Annotated in this window: 19 protein-coding genes; 5 read left to right on the forward strand and 14 right to left on the reverse strand. The window is 75.1% G+C overall.

What is annotated here, in order from left to right; all coding sequences use genetic code 11:
* The 6 genes from CRM73_RS10270 to CRM73_RS10295 all read right to left on the reverse strand — a co-directional run.
* On the reverse strand, positions 1–265 hold a 265-nt coding region (locus CRM73_RS10270), incomplete at its 3' end, for an antitoxin (protein ID WP_229587601.1).
* Between the two features lie 61 nt (positions 266–326).
* Complete coding sequence (locus tag CRM73_RS10275; protein ID WP_229587603.1) at positions 327–1,742, reverse strand: FAD-binding oxidoreductase; 1,416 nt, start codon at positions 1,740–1,742, stop codon at positions 327–329.
* A gap of 183 nt (positions 1,743–1,925) precedes the next feature.
* A complete protein-coding gene (locus CRM73_RS10280; protein WP_229587605.1) occupies positions 1,926–3,473 on the reverse strand; it encodes a gluconokinase in 1,548 nt (515 codons plus the stop codon).
* The gene (locus CRM73_RS10285) at positions 3,473–4,495 is read right to left on the reverse strand and encodes a zinc-binding dehydrogenase (RefSeq protein ID WP_017835008.1); all 1,023 of its coding nucleotides are present in this window, start codon (positions 4,493–4,495) and stop codon (positions 3,473–3,475) included. Before CRM73_RS10285 ends, CRM73_RS10280 begins: the two co-directional genes overlap by 1 nt.
* Positions 4,496–4,576: 81 nt before the next feature.
* On the reverse strand, positions 4,577–5,344 hold the full coding sequence (locus CRM73_RS10290) for a glucose 1-dehydrogenase (protein WP_017835009.1): 768 nt from the start codon (positions 5,342–5,344) through the stop codon (positions 4,577–4,579).
* 8 nt (positions 5,345–5,352) lie between these two features.
* Positions 5,353–6,732, reverse strand: coding sequence for a GntP family permease (locus CRM73_RS10295; RefSeq protein WP_017835010.1), 1,380 nt, complete (start codon positions 6,730–6,732; stop codon positions 5,353–5,355).
* Between the two features lie 142 nt (positions 6,733–6,874).
* Here CRM73_RS10295 and CRM73_RS10300 point away from each other — a divergent pair, with 142 nt between their 5' ends.
* From CRM73_RS10300 to CRM73_RS10315, 4 genes are all read left to right on the forward strand, one after another.
* Positions 6,875–7,585 (forward strand): FadR/GntR family transcriptional regulator, encoded by a 711-nt coding sequence (locus CRM73_RS10300; RefSeq protein WP_017835011.1) that lies wholly within the window; start codon positions 6,875–6,877, stop codon positions 7,583–7,585.
* 51 nt (positions 7,586–7,636) lie between these two features.
* Complete coding sequence (locus tag CRM73_RS10305; protein ID WP_017835012.1) at positions 7,637–8,398, forward strand: YoaK family protein; 762 nt, start codon at positions 7,637–7,639, stop codon at positions 8,396–8,398.
* A gap of 29 nt (positions 8,399–8,427) precedes the next feature.
* Entirely contained in the window at positions 8,428–8,943 is a 516-nt protein-coding gene (locus CRM73_RS10310) for a nucleoside deaminase (RefSeq protein ID WP_229587607.1), read from the forward strand.
* 146 nt (positions 8,944–9,089) lie between these two features.
* On the forward strand, positions 9,090–9,281 hold the full coding sequence (locus CRM73_RS10315) for an antitoxin (protein WP_306413708.1): 192 nt from the start codon (positions 9,090–9,092) through the stop codon (positions 9,279–9,281).
* A 56-nt stretch (positions 9,282–9,337) separates the two neighbouring features.
* On the opposite strand, the gene CRM73_RS10320 is transcribed toward CRM73_RS10315, so the two are convergent.
* The 7 genes from CRM73_RS10320 to CRM73_RS10350 all read right to left on the reverse strand — a co-directional run bounded on the left by CRM73_RS10320 (position 9,338) and on the right by CRM73_RS10350 (position 15,329).
* A complete protein-coding gene (locus CRM73_RS10320) occupies positions 9,338–11,836 on the reverse strand; it encodes an excinuclease ABC subunit UvrA (RefSeq protein ID WP_229587622.1) in 2,499 nt (832 codons plus the stop codon).
* A gap of 95 nt (positions 11,837–11,931) precedes the next feature.
* Positions 11,932–12,762 (reverse strand): FAD:protein FMN transferase, encoded by an 831-nt coding sequence (locus tag CRM73_RS10325; protein WP_229587608.1) that lies wholly within the window; start codon positions 12,760–12,762, stop codon positions 11,932–11,934.
* Positions 12,759–12,977 carry a hypothetical protein gene (locus CRM73_RS10330; RefSeq protein WP_229587609.1) on the reverse strand — a complete coding sequence of 73 codons (219 nt, stop codon included), beginning with the start codon at positions 12,975–12,977 and terminating at the stop codon, positions 12,759–12,761. The genes CRM73_RS10325 and CRM73_RS10330 overlap by 4 nt, the downstream gene beginning before the upstream one ends.
* An 88-nt stretch (positions 12,978–13,065) precedes the next feature.
* A complete protein-coding gene (locus CRM73_RS10335; protein WP_126346732.1) occupies positions 13,066–13,479 on the reverse strand; it encodes a hypothetical protein in 414 nt (137 codons plus the stop codon).
* 237 nt (positions 13,480–13,716) lie between these two features.
* Positions 13,717–14,079: a hypothetical protein gene (locus CRM73_RS10340; RefSeq protein ID WP_109244486.1), complete on the reverse strand. Its 363-nt coding sequence runs from the start codon at positions 14,077–14,079 to the stop codon at positions 13,717–13,719.
* A gap of 256 nt (positions 14,080–14,335) precedes the next feature.
* Positions 14,336–15,016, reverse strand: coding sequence for a DUF2071 domain-containing protein (locus tag CRM73_RS10345; RefSeq protein ID WP_229587610.1), 681 nt, complete (start codon positions 15,014–15,016; stop codon positions 14,336–14,338).
* 49 nt (positions 15,017–15,065) lie between these two features.
* A complete protein-coding gene (locus tag CRM73_RS10350; protein WP_109244484.1) occupies positions 15,066–15,329 on the reverse strand; it encodes a hypothetical protein in 264 nt (87 codons plus the stop codon).
* Positions 15,330–15,525: 196 nt separating this feature from the next.
* Here CRM73_RS10350 and CRM73_RS10355 point away from each other — a divergent pair, with 196 nt between their 5' ends.
* Positions 15,526–16,410, forward strand: a complete 885-nt coding sequence (locus CRM73_RS10355; RefSeq protein WP_229587611.1) for a serine hydrolase — start codon at positions 15,526–15,528, stop codon at positions 16,408–16,410.
* A gap of 17 nt (positions 16,411–16,427) precedes the next feature.
* Here the strand turns inward: CRM73_RS10355 and CRM73_RS10360 are convergent, their stop codons facing one another.
* The gene (locus CRM73_RS10360; RefSeq protein ID WP_229587612.1) at positions 16,428–18,116 is read right to left on the reverse strand and encodes an ATP-binding cassette domain-containing protein; all 1,689 of its coding nucleotides are present in this window, start codon (positions 18,114–18,116) and stop codon (positions 16,428–16,430) included.
* Between the last annotated feature and the right edge of the window lie 231 nt (positions 18,117–18,347).

An 18,347-nucleotide genomic window follows, 5' to 3' on the forward strand; every position in this document is an offset into this window, starting at 1 on the left:
CGCCCATGCTGGGGCCGCCGGTCGCCGGGCCGCCCATGCTGGGGCCGCCCGTGGCCGGGCCGCCGGAGGTCCGGTCGCCGGGGGCGCGGCCCCCGCCGAGGAACTGGCGGGCCTTCTGCTGGACCGTGTCCACGTGGCGCTCGTACTTGCGCCCGGTGCGCTTGTCCACGAAGCTGCCGGCCTGGTCGAGGACCTTGTCGACCTTGTCCGGGTTGCGCTGGGCGAGCTGCTTGGCCTTGGCCGTGAGCCCCTTGAAGTTCACCATCACGTCTCCTTCCGAGAGTGGTCACCGCGCGCGGGAGCGCCGCGGTGCTGCCGCCAGTCCATCACGCGGAGCTGTCCGCCGGCTGGCCGAGGCCGGGAGGCCGGCGCTCCTGGCCGACCACGTGCTGGAAGCGCAGCAGGTTGTCCGGGTCGTAGAGCGCCTTGGCCCGGACCAGACGGGCGTAGACCTCCTCGGACCACGCCCGGGCGTGCTCGGTCTCCCCGCCCGGAACCCCGTGCATGTTCACGAAGGCCCGGCCCGTGGACCACGGGGCCATGGCCTGCAGGATCTCGGCCAGCGCCGGGGGCGTCGCCGCGGCCACGTGGGGCGCGAGCCAACCGATGAGCTCCAGGAAGAACGCCGCGTCCCGCCCCGAGACCGCGTCCTCGACGCCGTCGGTCCGGGCGAAGGCTCCGCCCATCAGCCGGATCCCCACCTCCGGCAGCGGGCACCGGCTGCCTGGCCCGGCGCTCTGCAGCAGCGTCATGACCGCGGCGGCGTCGAACTCCCGCAGGAACTCCCCGGTGAGCACGTAGAGGCCCGGCTCGGTGGCGTCCATGTGCACCTGGTCGATGTCCCGGTAGTCCATGGGCCCCACCAGGTCCAGGACCGGCCGGGAGACCGCCCGCATCGGCTCGAGGACCCGGGCGCCCTCCTCCTCCGGACCGACCCAGCAGAAGCGCAGGTGCACGAGCATCCGCTTGTGCAGCTGCTCGGGGACGGTCGGGTCGTGCGGCATCCAGCGCAGGGCAACGGACGTCGAGGCGCGCTCCGGCAGGGTGGGCGCCCACCGGCTGAACGCGCTCAGCACCTCCTGGGCGTCGGTGCCGGGGTAGAAGATCCCGCCGCCGTAGAGCTCCTCCAGGGGGACGAGGTCCATGGTCATCGCGGTGACGAGGCCCAGGTTGCCCTTGCCCCCGCGCAGCAGGGCGAACAGCTCCGGCTCGTGCCGGGCGTCCACGTGGCGCAGCCGCCCGTCGGGGGTCACCACCTCGAGGCCCAGCAGGTGGTCGGCGGCGAAGCCGAAGATCCGTCCGAGCACCGGCAGCCCGCCGCCCAGGGTGTAGCCGACCGCCCCGGCGTCGCTGGCCGAACCGGTGAGGACCGCGAGGCCGTGGGGCGCGACCGCGTCGATCACGCGGCGCCACCGCACGCCGGCGCCGATCCGCGCGGTCCGGCGGCGGGGGTCGACCTCGATCTCCTGCATCCGGTGGGTCGTGACGAGCACTCCGCCCTCCATGGGCTGGTCCGCGCCGTGGCCCGTGGACTGCACCCCCACGGGCTCGTGGTGGGCGGCGGCCCACCGCATCACGGCCACCACGTCGGCGGCGTCGGTTACGCCCGCCACCGCGTCCGGGTGGTGGACGGCGGCCAGGTTGAAGCCGGCGACCTCCTGCGCGAAGCCGGCCTCGTCCGGCAGCAGGACCGGGCCACGGACCTGCCGGTGGAGTTCTTCCACGTCCGTTCTCGAGATCATCGCGGGCCCCCTCGGCACCGGCGATCCGCGGTGCGGGGCCGCTCGGGCCCGCAGGCGCCGCAGAACAGGTCCATTCTCCCACGCGGGCCCGCCGGTGCGCCCTCCGGAGCGTGCACGGAATCGTCACGGGGCGCCGGCGGGCACGGCCCGGTCGACACGGCCGGGTCGGAGCCGCCGGGAGGGTCAGTCGCGCTCGAGCGGCAGGGCGGGCGCCAGCCGGCGCAGGGACGTGAACGTGGGCACGAGGGCCTCGTAGAGCTGCTCGAACACCGGCTGCAGGGACGCGTGGACCGCGGCGTCGGCGGGGTCCGGGCGCACCACGGACTCGACCTCCACCAGGTCCGCGGCCACGTCGACGGACTCGATCAGCCCGAGCGCCTGCATCCCGAGCAGCGCGGCGCCGAACCCGGAGCCCTCGTGGCCCGAGGCGAAGGAGATGTCCGTGCCGAGGACGTCGGCGAGCAGCTGCCGCCACAGCGGGCTGCGGGCGAAGCCGCCGGTGGCGCGGATCTGCTCCACGGCCAGACCGGCCGAGCGCATCGACTGCAGGACCAGGCCGAGCTGCTGGCACACCCCCTCCAGGGCCGCGCGCACCAGGTGTGCGCGGCGGTGGGCGCGGGTCAGCCCCACGTAGGCGCCCTTGGGCAGGGAGCTCCAGTGCGGGGCGCGCTCGCTCAGCAGGTAGGGCAGCATGAGCAGCCCCCCGGACCCGGCCGGGACGCTCCCCGCGAGCGCGAGCAGCTCCTCCTCCGGCTCCTCCCCCAGGTCGGGGGCGAGGGCGTCCCCGGCCCAGCCCAGGACCACGCCGCCGTTGTTGATCGCCCCGCCGACCACCCAGCGCCCCGGGGTCAGGGCGTAGCAGAAGACCCGTCCCAGCGGGTCCACCACGGGACGGTCGACGACGACGCGCAGCGCGCCGCTCGTGCCGATCGAGCAGGCCGCCACCCCGGGCCGGACCGCGCCCAGGCCGAGGTTGGCCAGCGGGCCGTCGCTGGCCCCCACCACCACAGGCACGGTGGCGGGCAGCCCCGTGGCCCGGGCGCCCTCGTCCGTGAGCCCGGGCAGGACGTGGGTGGTGGGCACCAGCTCGGGCAGCTGCTCGGGCAGGATCCCGGCGTGGGCGAGGGCCTCGCCGTCCCAGGCCAGCTCGTGGATGTTCATCAGACCGGTGGCCGAGGCCACCGAGTGGTCCACCACGAGCGCGTCGCACAGCCGCAGCAGCACGAACTCCTTGATGCCGGCCCAGAAGGCGACGTGCTCGCACAGCTTGGGCTCCTGGTCGTGGAACCAGACGAGCTTGGGCAGCGGCGACATGGGGTGCACCGGGGTGCCCGTGCGCCGGTGCAGGGCGAGGCCGCCCGCGCTCGCGCGCAGCCGTTCCGCCTGGACGCTGGCCCGGGTGTCCGCCCAGGTGACAAGCGGGGTGAGGGGCTCTCCCTCGGGCGAGAGCCCGAGCAGGCTGTGCATCGCGGCGCTGAAGGACAGCCCCGCCACGCGCTCCGCCCCGACCTCCCCGACCACCGCGCGGACGGTGTCCAGCACCGCCTGCAGGATCAGCTCGGGGTCCTGCACGGCGTGGCCGGGGTGCGGCTCCTCCAGGGGGTAGCCGGCCGAGGCGGCGGCGAGCTGCTCACCGCCCACGGCGAAGGCCACGGCCTTGGTGCTCGTGGTGCCGATGTCGACGCCCACCACCACGGGATCCGGGTGCCCGGCGCCGGCCGGCCCCGGCATCAGCGCGGCTCCCCGGGGGCCAGGGACACCAGGACCTTGCCGGAGACCGCGGAGTCGCGGGCCGTGGCGAAGGCCTCCACGGCGCGGTCGGCGGGGAACTCGTGCGTGACCACGTCCTCGATCCCGGGACGGTCGGCGAGCAGCCCGATCGCCTCGTCGATCTCGTCGTCGAACCGGAAGGACCCGCGCAGCTGGAGCTCCTTGGAGACCAGCGGGGCCAGGTTCACGGGCCGCGCCTCGTCCGGCACCATCCCCACCTGGACGACGACGCCGCCGCGGCGGGCGCCCACCAGCGCGGGGCTCACGGCCGCGGGCACGCCGGAGCACTCGAGCACCACGTCGAACGCCCCGGACGGGATCTGCTCGGCCCCCACCCGGACGGTGCCGTGCACGCCGAGCGCCCGGGCCCGCTCGAGCGGGCCCTCGAGGACGTCGGTGGCCACGACCTCGGCCGCGCCCCGGGCCAGGGCCGCCGCGGCCGTGAGCAGGCCGATCGGCCCGGACCCGGAGACGAGCACGCGCCGGCCGGTCACGTCCCCGGCCACGGTGAGCCCGTGCAGGGCCACGGCCAGCGGCTCGGCGAGCGCGGCCCGGCGCAGCGGCAGGCCGGCCGGGAGCACCCGGACCATGTCCCGGCGGACCAGCAGGTACTCGCTCATCCCGCCCTGGGTGTGCGGCCGGGTGGAGGCGCTGCCCAGGTAGGCCCCGCCGGGCCACAGGTGGCGCCGGTCCTCGATCCCGGGCTGGGGCGTGCCGAACGTGGCCGGGTGGACCGTCACCGGGGTGCCGGGGGCGAGCTCGCCGGCGGGGTCCAGGTCCACCGTCCCGGAGACCTCGTGCCCGGGCACGAGGGGCTCCCGGACCACGTACTCGCCGTTGGCGCCCTCGGCCCAGTAGTGCAGGTCCGACCCGCACACCCCGCCGTAGGCGATCCGGAGCCGGACCTGCCCCTCGGCGGGCTCCGGGGTGGGCACCTCCTCGACGCGCAGGTCGTCCTTGCCGTGGATCACGATGGCCTTCATGAGCTCTCTTCCTGGTGCGTCCCCGGGCGCCGCGGTGCGGCGCGTGCCGGGTGGGACTGCGGGTGGTGCGGCGGACCCGGGTCAGAGGACGGAGGTCATGCCGCCGTCGACCAGGACGTTGTGCCCCGAGACGAAGCTGGAGGCGTCCGAGCACAGGTAGACCAGCGTGCCCACGAGCTCCTCGACCTGCCCCCAGCGCCGGGCCGGGGTGCGCTCGACCACCCAGTGGTTGAACGCCTCGTCCTCGATCAGCGCCTGGTTCATCTCGGTGGCGAAGTACCCGGGCGAGATCGCGTTGACCTGGATGTTGTGCCGGGCGAGGTCCGCGGCCATACCCTTGGTGAGCATGACCACCCCGCCCTTGGTGGCCGAGTACGGGGCGATGGTCTGCCGGGCGAGCACCGACTGCACGGAGCCGATGTTGACGATCTTGCCCGAGCCGCGCTCCTGCATGCCGGGGACCACGGCCCGGGACACGTGGAACACGCTCGAGAGGTTCGCCGCGACGATGTCCTCCCAGTCCTGGGCCGCGAACTCGGCGAACGGGGCGCGGCGCTGGATCCCGGCGTTGTTCACCAGGATGTCCGGGACGCCGTGCTCGGCGAGGACCGCGTCGATCCCCGTCCGGACGGCCTCGGCGTCGGTGAGGTCGAAGGCCGCCGTGACCGGGGCGGTGCCCGTGCCGGCGGCGATCTCGTCGCGCACCCGGGCGAGGGCGTCGGCGTCGCGCCCGTGCAGGACCACGCGGGCCCCCGCCTCGGCGAGGCCCGTGGCCAGGGCCCGCCCCAGCCCCCGGGAGGAGCCGGTGACGAGGGCGAGCCGGCCGGTGATGTCGAAGACGTTGCGCATCCGGGGCCTCAGGCGATGTAGAAGATGACGAGGACGACGGCGAAGCCGAGGACGGACTCGAGGGCCTGCTGGACCGTCCAGGTCTTCAGCGTGGTCTTGACGTCCATGCCCATGAGCCGGCCCACGAGCCAGAAGCCGGAGTCGTTGACGTGCCCGGCGAAGACCGAGCCGGCGGCGGTGGCCAGGACCACGGCCGCGACCTCCACGGAGTTGAAGTTGCCCGCGGCCACAGCCGGTGCCATGAGCCCGGCGGCGGTGACGAGGGCCACGGTGGCCGAGCCCTGGGCCAGGCGCAGGACCACGGCGATGATGTAGGCCGCGAAGATGACGGGCAGCCCGATGCCGTCCAGCGAGGACGCCAGCGCGTCGCCGATGCCGGAGGCGCGCAGGATGCCGCCGAACATGCCGCCGGCGCCGGTGATGAGGATGACGGAGGCGACCGGGCCCAGGGAGGAGTCGATGACCTTCTCCAGGGCAGTGCCGTGCTCGCCGCGGCGGGTGCCGAGGACGAACAGGGCCACGAGGACCGAGATCAGCAGGGCGACCGGGGACTCGCCGAGGGCGGAGAGCACCTGGAACCACTCGGCGTCCTCGGAGACGGCGCCGGCGGCGCGCAGGAAGTCCAGGCCGGTGTTCATGAAGATGAGCACCAGGGGCAGCAGCAGCAGGGCGATGATGGTGCCGACCCGCGGCGGGTTGGCGGGCTGGTCGTCGTCGACGTCGCCGAAGAAGCCCGGGACGGGGAGGACGTACTTGGTGCCCACGCGCTTGCCCCAGAGGTACGCGGAGACGTACCAGAGCGGGAACGCCAGCAGCAGGCCGATGAGCAGGACCATGCCGAGGTCGGCGCCGTAGAGCTCCGTGGCGGCCACGGGACCGGGGTGCGGCGGCACGAAGACGTGCATGACCGAGAACGCACCGGCGGCGGGGATGCCGTACAGGAGCACGTTGTTGCCGCTCACCCGGCGGGCGACGGCGAAGATGATCGGCAGCATGACCACGAGGCCGGCGTCGAAGAAGATCGGGAAGCCCATGATCAGGGAGGCGATGCCGAGACCGAAGGGCGCGCGCTTCTCGCCGAAGATGTCCACGAGCTTGTCCGCGAGCACCCGGGCGCCGCCGCTGTGCTCCACGAGCTTGCCGAGCATGGCGCCGAGGCCGATGAGCAGGGCCACCGAGCCGAGCGTGCCGCCGAAGGCGGTGACCGCGGTGTCCACGATCATCCCCGTGGGGATGCCCGTGGCGAATGCCGTCAGCAGCGCCACCAGGATCAAGGTGAGGAAGGCGTGCAGCTTGAACTTGATCACCAGGACCAGGATCAGTGCGATGGCGGCTGCCGCGATCGTCAGCAACGGCGCGGTGCCGAGGGTCTGTGTCCAGTCTTCCACTGAGTTTCTCCGTTGATCTCGTGCCTGCGGGCAGGCCCTGGGGTCTCGTCGTGAGCCACGACACACGCTAGGCTGACAGAAAGATCATACTTTTGGCAACAGGGTGGGCGCGACCGCGCCGCACATGACGGACGGAGCGTCCATGCACGGGGTGGAGCAGCACAGCGGGGTGCTGGACCGGCTCGGCGAGAGCATCGCCTCCGGGGCGCGGGCGCCGGGAACGGTCCTGACGCTCGCGGCCCTCGAGGAGGAGTTCGGGGTCTCCCGCACGCTCGTGCGGGAGGTGGTGCGCGTGCTCGAGTCCATGGGGATGGTGGAGTCCCGGCGGCGGGTGGGCGTCACCGTCCGCCCGCCGCGGGACTGGAACCCGTTCGACCCCCGGCTGATCCGGTGGCGGCTCGGCGGCCCGGGGCGCGACGAGCAGCTGCGGAGCCTGACCGAGCTGCGGACCGCCATCGAGCCCGTGGCCGCCCGGCTGGCCGCGGTCCGGGCCGACGGGCCCACCCGGCGGCGCCTGGTGGAGCTCGCCGCCCGGCTGCGGGAGCTCGGCGAGGCACGCCGCGGCACCGACCCCGAGTACCTGGAGGTGGACACCGCCTACCACGCGCTGCTGCTGGAGGCGAGCGGCAACCCGATGCTCGCCGCCCTGCAGGACGTGGTGGCCGAGGTGCTCTCCGGCCGCACGGCGCTCGGGCTCATGCCCCGCTCCCCGGACCCCGGCGCGCTCGAGGACCACGAGGCCACTGCCGCCGCTGTCGCCTCCGGAAACGCGGCCGAGGCCGAGGCGCGGGCGCGCGCCGTGGTGGTGGAGGTGCTCGAGGGGGTCGTCGACGTGACGGAGAACACCGCCTGATCTGGCCGATGGTCTGCTGGGCCCGGGCCGCGCCGTTCCTAGGCTGAGCGCATGGCCACACCCGTCACCGGCTACCTGTCCCGGGTCTCGGGGCCCCGCCGGAGCCCCCGTTACGACCTCCACCTGGCCTGCCTGCTGATCCTCGTGGCCGGCATGCTCAACTCTGCGGGCTTCGTGGCCGTGGCGCTCTACACCTCCCACATGACCGGCCTGACCGCGACCATGGCCGACCACCTCGTGGACGGGGACGTGGAGCTGCTGTCCCTCGGCGCGGTGGGACTGGGCGCGTTCGTGCTCGGCGGCATCTGGTGCTCGCTGCTCTTCACCTGGGGCCGGCGGCGCGGGCTCGGGTGCCGGTTCGCGAACGTGCTCGCCTTCGAGGGCGCGCTGATCCTGGTGTTCAGCCTGACCGCCGAGGCCGTCGAGGACGACCACCGCGGCCTCGTGCCCGTCGCCGTCCTGTGCTTCACCATGGGGATGCAGAACGCGCTCCTCAGCAAGGTCGCCGACATCCCCGTGCGCACCACCCACGTCACCGGGATGGTCACCGACATCGCGATCGAGCTCGGCAGGATGCTCTACCCCCACCGCACACCGGGTCCGGAACCGGTCCGGGCGGACCGCAGGAAGCTGCGGGTCCTGACCACCCTCGTGGGCCTGTTCTTCCTGGGCGGCGTGACCGGGACGGTCGGCTACCTGGCCGCGGGGTTCTCCTTCCTGGTGCCGGTCGCCCTGCTGCTGCTGGTCCTGGCCTACCGTCCGGTGGCCCGGGACCTCTCCCGCAGGCGCCCGCCCGCCCGCGCGTTCCTGTGAGCCGGCGCCCCCGCCCGTAGGCTGGGCCCATGGGCATCTCGGAGACCGACCGCGGACACCTGCGACGCTGCGTGGAGCTGGCCCGCGAGGCCCTCGACGCCGGGGACGAGCCGTTCGGCTCGGTGCTGGTCTCGGCGCGGGGGGAGGTCCTGTTCGAGGACCGCAACCGGGTGGCCGGCGGTGACGCGACCCGCCACCCCGAGTTCGAGATCGCCCGGTGGGCGGCCGCCCACCTGACCCCGGAGCAGCGCTCCGCGGCCACGGTCTACACCTCGGGCGAGCACTGCCCCATGTGCTCGGCGGCCCACGCCTGGGTGGGGCTGGGCCGCATCGTCCACGCCTCCTCCTCGGCGCAGCTCGGATGGTGGCTGGACGAGCTCGGCGCCCCGCCCGCCCCCGTCGCGGCGCTGCCGATCACCCAGGTGGCCCCGGGGGTGCCCGTGGACGGCCCCTGCCCCGAGCTGGCGCCGGCGGTGCGTGACCTGCACCGCCGGCTGCACCTCACCCGGAAAAGGACCGGGACCGACCCGCGAGGTCGCAGCTGACGGCCACCGCGCCCGGCTGCGTCGCCGTCAGCCGCAATCTCGGCGCGGGGTGGCCAGGGGCCCCGTCCGGGGACCAGGATGGAGGGGTACCCCCGGTGGGCGGCGCCCGCCGGAACCGTTCGACGAGAGGAACGATCATGGTGGACATGGGAGGATTCGCGGACAAGGCGAAGGACCTTGCGGACCAGCACCCGGACAAGGTGCAGCAGGGCATCGACCGGGGCGGCGACGCCGTCGACGAGCGCACCGGCAACAAGTACGAGGGCCAGGTGGACCAGGCCCAGGAGAAGGCCGGCGGCTTCCTCGGCGCCGACGAGAAGGACCAGCAGCAGAACTGATCCGCGGCCGCTGACCTCGGCCCCGCCCGCCTCCCGGCGCGCGGGGCCGCGGCCTGTCAGGCCAGCGCTGCGGCCAGGTAGGGCGCCGTGCGGCTGGCCGGGCACGCGGCGACCTCGGCCGGGGTGCCGGCGCACACGATCCGCCCGCCGGCCTCGCCGCCGGACGGGCCCATGTCGATCACCCAGTCCGAGGACGCCACCACGTCCATGGCGTGCTCCACCACCACCACGGTGTTGCCGGCGTCCACCAGGCGGTTCAGCTGGCGCAGCAGCAGCTGCACGTCCTGCGGGTGCAGGCCGGTGGTGGGCTCGTCCAGGAGGTACAGGGTGTGGCCGCGGCGGGCTCGCTGCAGCTCGGTGGCCAGCTTGATCCGCTGCGCCTCGCCCCCGGAGAGCTCGGTGGCCGGCTGGCCGAGCCGCAGGTAGCCGAGCCCCACGTCGAGCAGGGTGCGCAGGCTGCGCGCGGCGGCCGGGACGTCCGCGAGGAACTCCGCGGCGGTCTCCACGCGCATGCCCAGGACGTCGGCGACGCTCCGCCCCCGGTGGGTCACTTCCAGGGTCTCCGGGTTGTAGCGGGCGCCCTGGCAGTCGGGGCAGGGCCCGTAGGTGCCGGGCAGGAACAGCAGCTCGACGGCCAGGAAGCCCTCGCCCTGGCACGTCTCGCACCGGCCGCCGGTCACGTTGAAGGAGAACCGTCCGGCCCCGTAGCCGCGGGCCCGCGCCTCGTCGGTGGCGGCGTAGAGCTTGCGGACCGCGTCGAACAGTCCCGTGTAGGTCGCCAGGTTGGAGCGCGGGGTGCGGCCGATGGGCCGCTGGTCCACCCGGATCAGCCGGTCCAGGTGCTCCAGGCCCTCGACGGCAGCCACCCGTGCCCCGGCGGCGGGCGCGGCGTCGTCCTCGGCGGGCGCCGCCCCGCCGTGCACGTGCCGGCCGACCGTCTCGGCCAGGACCTGGCTGACCAGCGTGGACTTGCCCGAGCCGGAGACCCCGGTGACGGCGGTGAGCACGCCCAGGGGGATCTCCGCGTCGAGGTCCACCAGGTTGTGGCGCGTGACGCCGCGCAGCCGCAGCCGCCGCTCGACCGGGCGCGGCGTGCGCTCCGCCGTCGTGCCGCCCGGAGGGTCGTCGGGCGAGCCGTCGGAAGAGCCGTGCGGGGGGCCGTCCGGGAACAGGAAGGGGCGCGTGGCGGACTCCGCCACGTCGGCCAGGCCGGGCACGGGGCCGCTGTACAGCACCGCGCCGCCGCGGTCCCCGGCCTGGGGCCCCACGTCCACGACCCAGTCGGAGCGCCGCACCACGGCCATGTCGTGCTCCACCACGAACACCGAGTTCCCGGAGGCCTTCAGCTCCTCGAGCACGGCCAGCAGCGGCTCGGCGTCGGCCGGGTGCAGGCCCGCCGAGGGCTCGTCGAGCACGTAGACCACGCCGAAGAGCCCGGAGCGCAGCTGGGTGGCGATCCGCAGCCGCTGCATCTCCCCCGGGGAGAGCGTGGGCGTGGACCGGTCCAGGCTCAGGTAGCCCAGCCCCAGGTCCAGGAGCACCTGCAGCCGGGCGAGCAGGTCCTTGGCAATGGTCACCGCGGCTTCGCTGCGCTCCCCCGAGGACACCGCCCGGGAGGCGGTCCCGGCGTGCTCCAGGGCGGCGGTGGGCCGGACCACCTCGGCCAGCTCGCCGAGGGACGCCCCGTTGAGCTCGGCGATGCTCCGCCCCGCGAAGGTCACGGCGAGCGCCTCGGGGCGCAGGCCGCTGCCGGCGCACGCGGGGCAGGGTCCCGTGATCACGTACTGCAGGACGCGCTCGCGCATCTGCTGGCTCGCGGAGTCCGCCAGGGTGTGCAGGACGTAGCTTCTCGCGCTCCAGAACCGGCCCTTGTACGGCTTCGCCACCCGGTCCCGCTGCGGGGTGATCTCCACGACGGGCTGCTCCTCGGTGAACAGGATCCAGTCGCGCTCCTCACGCGGCAGCTCGCGCCAGGGGACGTCGACGTCGTGGCCCAGGTGGCTCAGGATGTCGCGCAGGTTCTTGCCCTGCCACGCGCCGGGCCACGCCGCGACGGCCCCGTCCCGGATGCTGAGCCCCGGGTCCGGGACCAGGGAGGGCTCGGTGACGTCGTGCACGGTGCCCAGGCCTGAGCACCGGGGGCACGCGCCGGCGGCGGTGTTGGGCGAGAAGGCGTCCGAGTCCAGGCTGCCCGCGGCGGAGTCCGGGTAGGTGCCCGCCCGGGAGAAGAGCATGCGCATCGAGTTGGACAGCGTGGTGAGGGTGCCCACGGTGGAGCGCGAGCTGGGCGCGCCGCGCCGCTGCTGCAGGGCGACGGCGGGCGGCAGCCCGGTGATCTCCTCGACCGCGGGGTTGTGCCCCTGCTGGATCAGGCGCCGCGCGTACGGTGCCACGGACTCGAGGTAGCGCCGCTGCGCCTCGGCGTAGATGGTGCCGAAGGCCAGGGAGGACTTCCCGGACCCGGAGACGCCGGTGAAGGCGACGATCGCGTCGCGGGGGACGTCCACGTCCACGTGGCGCAGGTTGTTCTCGGAGGCTCCCCGGACGCGGACCATGCCGGTGCGGGTGGTGTCGGAGGCGGCGGTCGGGGCGGTGTCGGGGTGGGTGCTCACCGCCTCAACCCTAGCCACCGGCGGGGCCGCGGGCGGACTCAGCGGGTCAGGTGGTGCTCCCGGCCGACCGACCAGGCCGTGTCCGCGGGGGCGGGGTCCACGCCCCAGGCGGACCACTCGTCCAGGCCGGTGAACCAGCGGGCCCCGTCCCGGCCGGCGACCACGAGGGCCGTGGCCAGCACGCCGGCGAGCCGTGCGTCCGGGCCGACGACCGTCGCGGACCGGGCGCCCGCGGCGGGCCGTCCCGTGCGCGGGTCCACGACGTGCGCCGGGCGCTCGGCGGTGCTCGAGGTCGACACCGCGCCGTTGCCGGGCAGCACGGACCAGGTCACCGCACCGGCGTCGTCGGGGTGGCGGATGCCCACGGTCCAGGGCCTCCCGGGTCCGGCGGACCCGCGGGTCACGACGTCCCCGCCGGCCTCCACGCAGACGTTCGCGCACCCGGCGCGGACGAGGTCGTCGGCGATCCGCTCCGCGGCCCACGCCGTGACGTAGCCGGAGGGGTCGAAGCCCCCGCGCACGGCCCACGGGTCGAAGCAGCCGTCGGTCAGCTCCCGGGCCTCCCGGCAGCGCCGGAGCACGTCGAGGAGGGCGCCCTGGGCGGCGTCCCACCGGCTGAGCCGGCGCTCGTCGAGCAAGCCGGAGCGGAGCGCCGTCACGAGCGAGTCGGGTCGGTAGGTGGAAAAGACGGCGTCGACCCACCGCATGTTGGCCACGGCCGTGTCCAGGGCGTGCTGCACGGCGGGCTCGGGGGGCAGGACCTCCTCGCCGGCGCGGACGTCGACGGTCACGGTGGTGCCCCAGACGGGCTCCCGGTGGCGGTGCCACCGGCCCTCGGGGCGACGCAGCTCGACGGCGGGGGCGCTCACAGCCCGGCCCGCTCGAGGAGCTCCCGGCAGACCGTGCGGTAGCCCTTCACGGCGGGGGCGGCGCCGCTCACGACGTCGACGCGCGCCGGCCGTCTCGTGAGGGCCTCCTCCTGGAGGACGGGGACGGCGGGGTCGTCGGGCCGCTGCGGGGGGCGTGGGGGGAGAGATGTGCGGTCGATGACTTCGACTATAGGACCGGGGGTGGTGCCGGTCACTGGACTTTCGGGCAGAGTTGCGCAGGCGGGGACGCGGGACGGGCCCGTTCCTACGCCGGCGCAGGAACGGGCCCGTCCGCGGGTCCCGCTAGTCGGCGATCTGGATGACCTGCAGCGGCAGGTTCGTGCCGGTCCCGCAGAACTCCGCCTGGCACTCCTGGATGAACCCGGAGAGCACGGCCGGTCCCTCGTCGAAGGCCATGTTGAAGGCCACGGCCTGGTAGTCCAGCTCGACCTCGCCGCCCTCGCAGACCCACTGCTGGAAGTAGCTGCCGTTGGCGATCCGCCCCTCGGAGACCCGCTGGGTCACGCTGAGGGAGACGAAGATGTTGCTCCCCGCCGTGCACGAGACCTTGTAGGTGCCCTCGACGGCCGCCCCCTCGGCGATCCGCGTGGCGTCGCTGATCTCGTAGATCTCCATCGCCTGCGCCGGTGCGGCGGCGACGAGACCGATTCCTGCCGCGAAGGCGGCGGCCGTGACTGCCCTGGTGGTTCTTCTCATGGTTCTGTCCCATCCGGTGGAGAAGCGAGAAGCGCTTCGCGACTGGTGCCGGCCCGCGGCGCATTCCCCCGAACGCCCCCGGGCCCCGTGTCTGGTGCGACGTCACCAACGTAGGCGCAGGTCAGGGTGCATCGGCCACCGTGCGTGAAGATGACGGACACGATTCGGACACGGTGCCGGTGCCACTGCGGCCACCGGACACCGGGCCGGACCGGGAGGCGCCGGACGGGGCGCCGCTCAGAACGCGTCGTCGATGGCCACCGGCCGGCCGTGCCGGTCGTAGTAGTAGACCCCCTGCGTCTCCGGTGTCCCGTCGGCGGGGTCCTCCGGCGGCTCCGCCGGGAGGTCGCCGCCGCCCCGGGCGCCGAGCGCGAGCGCACCGACGGACACGAGCAGCAGGAGCACCACCGTGAGCAGCGGCCCCAGGGGCACGGCGCGGACGAGGACGGCCAGGACCACGGTCAGCGCGAGGAGCAGGAGCAGGGCGCCCGTGGCCGCGGGCTCGAACGCGCGACCGGGGCGGTCGGCCCCCGGCTCGGTCGAGGACCGGCCGGAGAAGTCCGGCAGCTGGGGCAGCTCGGGAACGAGCGGAGTGGTCACGGCGGGCCTTTCGCGTGCGGCTCCCCCGGTGGTACGGTCCCGGCGGTGAGCGGCTCCGGGAGCGACCTCGACCGGAGTCCCCCCGGTCGCTCCTGCGGGAGTTGGTTCCATCCTGGACCTCCCGCGCGCTCCGGGCCTGCCCACTCTTGTGGGGCTGTCGGGCGCCGGGCGGCACGATCCGGGCGACGGAGGGCCCGGACGGCCGCGGACGGTGCGCGGGCAGGCGCGGTCCGGCGGACGGGGCCGGGCCGGCGGATCAGGGGCCGTGCACCGTCCGGGGCCGCCCGATCCGGGTCCGGACGCCCGGTGAGAACAGCACGGACTCGGGCGGGCCGTCGACGTCGAGGCCGGCCGCGGCCAGCAGGCCGTCCTCGAGGTGCGCGACCGCCGCGGGGTGCAGCGGCCACGGCTCGTGCGAGACAGGGACGTGCACCGTGCGGCCGGCGAACCGGCTGTGCAGACCGAACCGCGCGGTGAGCTCCAGCGACAGTTCGTCGTCGGCGCGGGCAGTGCGGTCCGGGTGCACGGCGAAGGAGGACGTCGTCCGTCCGCGGCCCCGGACGACGTCGTACCCGTAAGAGGGATACGCCCCGTCGGGGGCGGCGGCCCGGCACCGCGACCACACGTAGGGCAGGCCGGCCGCGCGGGCGCCGAGGACCACCGCGAGCCGCGGGGCGTCGAGGGACAGGAACACCACGGCGCGCGTGCCGTCCGGCTCGCGGGAGTAGAGGCGCACGTTGATCTCGGGGAAGCTTCCCCACCACGGCAGGGGCACCGCGGCGCCGAGCCTGATCCGCTCCATCCGGAAGCCGACGAGGCCCGCCCAGGCGGAGCCGTCGACCACGTCCGCCCGGACGCCCGGCGGCATCCGCGCCGCCGCGGCGGACACGGGGATCCGCCAGTGCAGGAAGACGGCGTCCTCCCAGCGCTGGTCCATCAGGTAAGGGCGCGGCAGCCCCGGCGCCGCGGGCCAGGGAGCCGCCGGATCAGCCGTCGTCCTGCTCGTCATCCTGTTCCATGGGCCCCTCGCCCTCCGTGGGGCTGATGGGCCCGGTCGTGTTCTCCTCCTCGGTGGCGTCCGTGGCCTCGTCCTCGGCGGTCTCCTCGCCTCCGGCGGGGGCCTCCTGCTCCGTGCCCTCCTCGCCGCCGGACCCGGGGTCGTCGCACCCCGCGAGTCCCAGGGCGGCGACGGACAGGAACCCGATCGCCAGCGTCCTGCGCCACCAGCTCTCGCCCGCAGCTGCTGTCATGACCCCTCCTCCGTGGTTCTGCATGAGCATCAGAGGTAAGCACGCTTTCCAAACCGGTGCAACAGAGGGGACAGGATTGACGGAAGATGCTCAGCGGAAATCCAGGACGGCGCCGGTACGGTCGGGAACGGGACCGGCGCCTGCCGCCGGGGCGAACCGCCCGCGTCCCCGTCCGTCCGGGAACGAAAGGCGCACCGTGCGCACGAGCTGTCGAGGGGCCCGATCCGGCCGCGCCGCGGCGCTGGGCCTCGCCCTCGCCCTCCTCCTCGGCACCTGCGGCGGGAACGGGGACGGGGCCGTACCGGTCGCCGCCCCGACGGCCGAGGCCGCCGCCGCGGGCCTGGCGGCGGACCTGGAGGAGCTCGCCGCCGAGGTGCCCGGGGAGCTCGGGGTCGTGCTCCTCGACCCGGAGGGCGGGGAGGTCGTGGCCCGCAACGCGGACCGCCCGTTCACGAGCGCGAGCCTCTACAAGCTCTTCCTGGCCCATGCGGTCCTCGACCGGGCCGACCGGGGCGCCCTCGCCCTCTCGGACGTCGTGCCGGGACTGGGCCTCACGGTCGAGCAGGCCCTCGACGTGATGATCAGCTGGTCGGACAACGCCTCCGGTGCGGCGCTGGGCCAGTGGCTCGGGTGGGAGCAGGTCGAGGCCTTCGCCCACGGGCAGGGCTTCACGGCCACGACCTTCGACCCCGACACCGGCTCGCAGGACGTCGTCGCGATGACCACCACTCCCGCGGACGTCGCCGCCCTCCTGGAGCGCCTGCGCCGCGGCGAGCTGCTCTCCGGCCCCTCCACCGTCCTGCTCATGGGGTTCCTCGAGGAGCAGCACCTCGACTACGCCCTCTCCTCGGGCTTCTCCCCGGACGTCGGCTTCGCGCACAAGACCGGCCTGCTGGTGGACGTCTCGCACGACGCCGGGATCGTCGAGCTCGGCGGGCACGACTACGTCGTCGCCGTCCTGACCGACGGGTGGTCCGACTACGAGGAGTCGGCGCCCTGGTTCGGGGACGCCGGGCGGGAGATCGAGGCGTACGTGCGGGAGGACACCGGCACCTCCCCCCGCCCGGCCGTGGCACCGTAGGCGGCGGGTCCGGGCGATCAGTCCGTCCCGGACCGCACCCGGAGCACCCGGCCCCGCCAGCGCCGCCGGACCCACCGGTCGTGCGTGGCCAGCACCACCGTGCCCGGGAAGTCCTCCAGGGCCCGTTCGAGCTCCTCGGCCAGGGCCAGCGACAGGTGGTTGGTGGGCTCGTCCAGGAGCAGCAGCGGGGCCGGCTCCGCGACCAGGGCCGCGAGCGCCACCCTCCGGCGCTGCCCGGGGGAGAGCTCCCCGAGGGGGCGGCAGGCGTCGTCCGCGCGCAGGAGGCCGAGCTCCTCCAGCGTCGGGGCGCCGCTGCCGTCCCGCAGCCGGGAGCGGAAGGCCGCCTCGGCCGGGCACGCCAGGTCCGGCCAGGAGTCGTCCTGGGCCAGGCGGCCGACGACGACGGGGCCCTGCCGCTCCACGGTCCCGCCGTCGGCGCGCAGCTCCCCCGCCAGCACGGCGAGCAGCGTCGACTTCCCGGTGCCGTTCGGGCCCTCGACCAGCAGCCGGTCTCCGGCGCGCAGCTCGAGGTCGGTGGGCGCCAGTCGCCCGTCCACATGTGCCCCGGTGAGCCGGACCAGCGGGACGTCGGCGTCGGCCCCGGTGTCCGCGCCCCGGCGGAAGCCCGCGAAGCGCAGGGGTGTCGGCGGGGCGCCGACCGCGGTGCGCTCGAGCTCGGCCAGCCGGTGGCGGGCCGAGCGCACCCGGCCGCCGATGGTCTTGGCGGCGCGGTCGCTGTAGAACTTCCGGGTGATCCGGCCCTCGGACTTCGGGGCCGTGGTGTGGAAGATCTCCCGGCCGGAGACCTCGGCGATCTCCCGCAGCCGCTCCCGCTCCTGCCCCTGGGCGGCGAAGCGCTCGGCCCAGCGGCGGCGGGCGAGCTCCCGCTGCCGGAGGTAGGAGCTGTAGCCGCCCGTGGACGCCGTGCCCTGCCGGGGCGGGCCGCCGGCGGACTCGTCGGGGCCCAGGGCGGGGTCGAGGTCGACCACCCCGGTGGCCACCTCGTCCAGGAACCACCGGTCGTGGCTGGCCAGGAGCACCGGGCCACGCCAGCCGGCCAGCTCGGCCGCGAGGAAGTCGACGGCGTCGTCGTCGAGGTGGTTCGTCGGCTCGTCGAGCAGCAGCGCCGTGGGCCGGGCGAGCAGCAGCGCCGCGAGCGCGAGGCGGCGCCGCTGCCCGCCGGACAGCTCCCCGACCGCCCGGCTCCTCGGCAGCCGGGCCAGTCCGAGCCCGCTGAGGACCGTCTCGATGCGGGCGTCGAGGGCCCACAGCCCGTGGCGCTCGGCGTCCCGGAGCACGGTGTCGTAGGCGTCCGCCGTCGCGGGGTCGTCGGGCGCCGCGGCGATGCCGGCGGCGAGCGCTGCCAGCCGGTGCTCCAGGGCGCGGACCTCTCGGACGGCTCGCTCGACGACCTGCTCCAGGGTGGTGGCGGCGGGGAGGTCGAGCTCCTGGTGCAGCAGTCCGGTGCGCTCCGGCCGGTGCACGGTGCCCGTGCCCGGCACCAGGAGCCCGGCCGCCACGTGCAGCAGGGTGGTCTTGCCGGCGCCGTTCTCCCCGATCAGGCCGGTGCGCTCACCGGCGGCGACGGTCAGGGACACGTCGGTGAGGACCCGGCGGCCGGGGTGGCTGACACCGATGCCGTCCAGGCGCAGGTGGGCGGGGCGGTGCGGGGCGGCGGTCGCCGCCGAGGGGGCGGTGGTGGTCACGGTGCGGTCCTGTCGATGCTGGGGGTCGGGCCCGCCGGGCGAGTGCGGCACCGGATGCGCGGAGCCCCCTGGGCTCGGATCGACGGTGCCGGCCGCGGACGCGGGCCGGGGCATCAGGACAGGAACATGGCCACCAAGGTACGCCCGGGCGGGCGCCGCGGGCAAGGGTCCCGGCGGACCGCCGGCGGTCCGCGGTCGACTCCCTCGGCGGTCGGGCGTAGCCTGCGGACC

Source organism: Kocuria sp. CCUG 69068 (genome assembly GCF_020833785.1).
Lineage (GTDB): Bacteria > Actinomycetota > Actinomycetes > Actinomycetales > Micrococcaceae > Kocuria > Kocuria rosea.

Bases quoted from the DNA above. Each gene is read 5' to 3' on its own strand.
- CRM73_RS10275 (WP_229587603.1), bottom strand. From the start codon at position 1,742: ATGATCTCGAGAACGGACGTGGAAGAACTCCACCGGCAGGTCCGTGGC.
- CRM73_RS10280 (WP_229587605.1), bottom strand. From the start codon at position 3,473: ATGCCGGGGCCGGCCGGCGCCGGGCACCCGGATCCCGTGGTGGTGGGC.
- CRM73_RS10285 (WP_017835008.1), bottom strand. From the start codon at position 4,495: ATGAAGGCCATCGTGATCCACGGCAAGGACGACCTGCGCGTCGAGGAG.
- CRM73_RS10290 (WP_017835009.1), bottom strand. From the start codon at position 5,344: ATGCGCAACGTCTTCGACATCACCGGCCGGCTCGCCCTCGTCACCGGC.
- CRM73_RS10300 (WP_017835011.1), top strand. From the start codon at position 6,875: ATGCACGGGGTGGAGCAGCACAGCGGGGTGCTGGACCGGCTCGGCGAG.
- CRM73_RS10305 (WP_017835012.1), top strand. From the start codon at position 7,637: ATGGCCACACCCGTCACCGGCTACCTGTCCCGGGTCTCGGGGCCCCGC.
- CRM73_RS10310 (WP_229587607.1), top strand. From the start codon at position 8,428: ATGGGCATCTCGGAGACCGACCGCGGACACCTGCGACGCTGCGTGGAG.
- CRM73_RS10315 (WP_306413708.1), top strand. From the start codon at position 9,090: ATGGGAGGATTCGCGGACAAGGCGAAGGACCTTGCGGACCAGCACCCG.
- CRM73_RS10320 (WP_229587622.1), bottom strand. From the start codon at position 11,836: ATGGTCCGCGTCCGGGGAGCCTCCGAGAACAACCTGCGCCACGTGGAC.
- CRM73_RS10335 (WP_126346732.1), bottom strand. From the start codon at position 13,479: ATGAGAAGAACCACCAGGGCAGTCACGGCCGCCGCCTTCGCGGCAGGA.
- CRM73_RS10345 (WP_229587610.1), bottom strand. From the start codon at position 15,016: ATGGACCAGCGCTGGGAGGACGCCGTCTTCCTGCACTGGCGGATCCCC.
- CRM73_RS10350 (WP_109244484.1), bottom strand. From the start codon at position 15,329: ATGACAGCAGCTGCGGGCGAGAGCTGGTGGCGCAGGACGCTGGCGATC.